Origin of the sequence: Microcystis sp. LEGE 08355 (assembly GCF_015207185.1) — a bacterium.
Lineage (GTDB): Bacteria > Cyanobacteriota > Cyanobacteriia > Cyanobacteriales > Microcystaceae > Microcystis > Microcystis panniformis.
The window spans coordinates 1-3189 of the sequence record NZ_JADEXI010000536.1 but is presented as its reverse complement, the minus strand read 5'-3'; the positions used below and the strand labels follow the sequence as shown (position 1 = coordinate 3189).

General features: G+C 45.3%; 4 protein-coding genes. 1 reads left to right on the top strand and 3 read right to left on the bottom strand.

The window, feature by feature from the left end:
- Positions 1-142: 142 nt before the first annotated feature.
- The 3 genes from IQ242_RS20655 to IQ242_RS20645 all read right to left on the bottom strand — a co-directional run bounded on the left by IQ242_RS20655 (position 143) and on the right by IQ242_RS20645 (position 1633).
- Positions 143-259 carry a photosystem I reaction center subunit VIII gene (locus IQ242_RS20655; protein WP_002737043.1) on the bottom strand — a complete coding sequence of 39 codons (117 nt, stop codon included), beginning with the start codon at positions 257-259 and terminating at the stop codon, positions 143-145.
- Between the two features lie 57 nt (positions 260-316).
- Entirely contained in the window at positions 317-799 is a 483-nt protein-coding gene (locus IQ242_RS20650) for a photosystem I reaction center protein subunit XI (protein ID WP_002737469.1), read from the bottom strand.
- Between the two features lie 423 nt (positions 800-1222).
- A complete protein-coding gene (locus IQ242_RS20645) occupies positions 1223-1633 on the bottom strand; it encodes a universal stress protein (protein ID WP_193961242.1) in 411 nt (136 codons plus the stop codon).
- Between the two features lie 163 nt (positions 1634-1796).
- On the opposite strand from IQ242_RS20645, the gene pgk reads away from it, so the two are divergent.
- Entirely contained in the window at positions 1797-3005 is a 1209-nt protein-coding gene (gene pgk, locus IQ242_RS20640) for a phosphoglycerate kinase (RefSeq protein ID WP_193961241.1), read from the top strand.
- Positions 3006-3189: the final 184 nt, after the last annotated feature.

The following is a 3189-nucleotide window of genomic DNA, read 5'->3' as shown; positions in this document are numbered from 1 at the left end:
TGGGGTGTGGGGTGTGGGGTGTGGGGTTTTACCCATTTTCATCTGGTCAATACTTTTCCTTTTTCCTCAGAAAATAGGACTTGAAAACTAACTATCAAATAGCTAATTTTCAAGTCCTTAATTGTAGGAATCCTAGACTAAATTAGGATTCACTTTCGATATAGATGAATAACAAACCCATAACCACAGCTGGCATTAACCAACAGACGATCGGGATTAAAATCCAAGGCAGATAAGAAGCTGCGTAGGCACCAGTCATGTCAAATGCTCCTAGTAAAAAAATAAGGAAATGATAATCAGGTAGAACAAGGGTTAATTATTGATTAAAAACCCCGCGCATGATGCCATCAACGACACCAAGATTTTCTAGGAGGAAATAGGCCACAAAAGCGCCACCCATACCACCAATAAAGAAACCGGCGGCGAATTGACTCCAACCCTCGGAGGATTGCAGAGGATCACCACTAGCGGCCTTACCTTGGAAGGAGACAAGACCATAACTAGCTAAACAACCCGTAGCCAAGAGAACCATGGCTAAAGCGGGGATTAAGCCGCCGAGATTAGCATATTCCGAGTCTCTCAAGGGACCCAGGACAACCCAGGGACCACCGAGGAAATAACCGTGGGCCATACCCACTTCTAGACCGCGCAGAATCGGAGCTAGACCGGGACGATAGGCAGGTAAGTTACCAATAAAAGCTTTGGTAAAACCAGAAGCGGAAATGGGGGTAGCTAGATGACCAATGAACGGATCATCATTGTAGGGTGTCACCACCTGTTTGTATCCAGTTTCAGCCATTGTGTTTGAGTTCTCCTTTTTCCGATCAACAGGAAAATTGATCATAAAACTTTAAGATTACACTTTAGGCCTAAGAATTACTTCAAGCAACCCCATCGATCGAGTTTTCAAGGGTTGACGGCTGAAACTCTCACAATTCGTTACATTTCTCTCAGGAGACGGGTGCGAGGGAGGTGGGGAGATGGGGAGTGGGGAGCTTTGTTTCAGTGTTGCCAAAGGCACGGCGTAGCCGTCCAGTAAACAGTAAACAGTAATCAGTGAACTGAAAACTCACATCTGATACTAAATCCGTTGAGTATAGGCTACATATCAGGATAGGCAAGAGGCAAGGGGCAAGGGGCAAAAGGAGGAATAGATAATCAGTCTTTAATAACTGGATTTAGTATGATAACTGCTCACTGATAACTGCTCACTGATAACTGATTAAGGGATAATCAACACTGGACAGGGGGCAAGGTTAATAACTTTGGTGGTGACGCTTTCGGAGACACCTTCGCTGGTTAATCCTAAACCGCGACAACCCATAACGATCAGGTCGGCATTAACTTCATCGGCCACATCGCAGATGACAAAAGAGGGTATTCCCTCCCGTTCAATCATTTCTGCCTTGATGCTAGCCTGAGCGAAAATCGCTTGCGCCGATTGTAACAATCTATCCACCGCTTCGATCGAACTCATCTTATCGTCGGGGGCAATTTCTCCGGCGGGTGTCGTTTCCACCACCGACAACAGGACCAAACGACTGTCAAAGATTTTGACTAATTCGATCACACTACTGGTCGCGTCACGACTTTCGCGGCTGTGGTCGATGGGAAATAAAATCGTCTCAAACATAATTAGCAAGTCTCTCCAATCAAATTTTTCTGGGCAAATCGGTCTTGGAACTGCAAAACTGATCCCCAAATCTGAAATAATCTTTGTCAAAGTAATTGCCGCAAGTAGCGATACCCTGATTTAATCTTTATTGTACGGTAAGCAATCTAGGAGGTTATGGGCTGTGCCAAAAAAAACAGTAGCGAATTTAACAGAGGCTGATTTAGCGGGCAAACGGGTCTTAGTCCGGGTCGATTTTAACGTTCCCATGGACAAAGCCACCGGAGCAATCAGCGATGATACCCGCATTCGGGCGGCACTACCAACTATTGAGGATTTAATCAAAAAAGGGGCTAAGGTTATTTTATGCAGCCACATGGGTCGCCCCGACGGTCAAGTTAAAGAAAATTTGCGTCTGACTCCTGTGGCTAAACGTCTCTCGGAATTATTGGGACAAGAAGTAATCATGTGTCCCGATTGTATTGGTGAGGGAGTGACGGCAGCGATTAGCCAAATGTCTAACGGTCAAGTGGCCCTTTTAGAAAATCTGCGTTTCCACGGTGAAGAGGAGGCAAATGATCCCGATTTTGCCAAACAATTAGCCGCTAATGCCGATTTATACGTTAATGATGCTTTTGGTACCGCCCACCGCGCCCACGCTTCCACGGAAGGCGTTACCCACTATCTCAGCCCCTCGGTGGCGGGTTATTTGATTGAAAAAGAGTTAAACTACCTACAAGCAGCTATTGAAACTCCCCAACGTCCCCTAGCGGCGATTATCGGCGGTTCTAAGGTTTCTAGTAAAATTGGCGTGATTGAAACTTTATTAGAAAAGTGCGATAAACTGCTCATCGGTGGCGGTATGATCTTTACTTTCTACAAGGCCCGCGGTTTAAGTGTTGGTAAGTCTTTGGTGGAAGAAGACAAACTGGAATTAGCTAAATCCCTAGAGGCAAAAGCTAAAGAAAAAGGGGTGGAATTCCTCCTTCCTACCGATGTGGTGTTAGCGGATAAATTTGATAAAGATGCCAATTCCCAAATCGTCAACGTCGAAAATATTCCCGATGGTTGGATGGGATTGGATATTGGACCTGAATCAGTTAAAGTTTTCCAAAAAGCTTTATCTAACTGTAAATCTGTCCTCTGGAATGGCCCGATGGGGGTGTTCGAGTTCGATAAATTTGCGGCGGGTACAGATGCGATCGCTCACACTTTAGCCGATTTAACCGCTACGGGTACAACTACTATTATCGGTGGTGGTGACTCGGTAGCGGCGGTGGAAAAAGTGGGAGTGGCGGAAAAAATGAGCCATATTTCCACTGGTGGTGGCGCTAGTTTGGAATTACTCGAAGGTAAGGTTTTACCCGGTATTGCCGCCCTCGATGAAGCATAATTATCGCTAATATCTAAGGTTGAAAAAAGGTGGGTGTTGCCCCACCTTTTTTTATGACTTAGGGAGTGGGTAGTGGGTTTTTCAAGTTGGATTGGGAGTTAATCATACAAAGACTTTTTGGCTCTTCGGTTTGTGTTATGCAATGGACGGGGGTTATAAGGGATGGAACCTTTATATAGAAAGG

Bases quoted from the DNA above. Each gene is read 5' to 3' on its own strand.
- IQ242_RS20650 (WP_002737469.1), bottom strand. From the start codon at position 799: ATGGCTGAAACTGGATACAAACAGGTGGTGACACCCTACAATGATGAT.
- IQ242_RS20645 (WP_193961242.1), bottom strand. From the start codon at position 1,633: ATGTTTGAGACGATTTTATTTCCCATCGACCACAGCCGCGAAAGTCGT.
- IQ242_RS20655 (WP_002737043.1), bottom strand. From the start codon at position 259: ATGACTGGTGCCTACGCAGCTTCTTATCTGCCTTGGATTTTAATCCCG.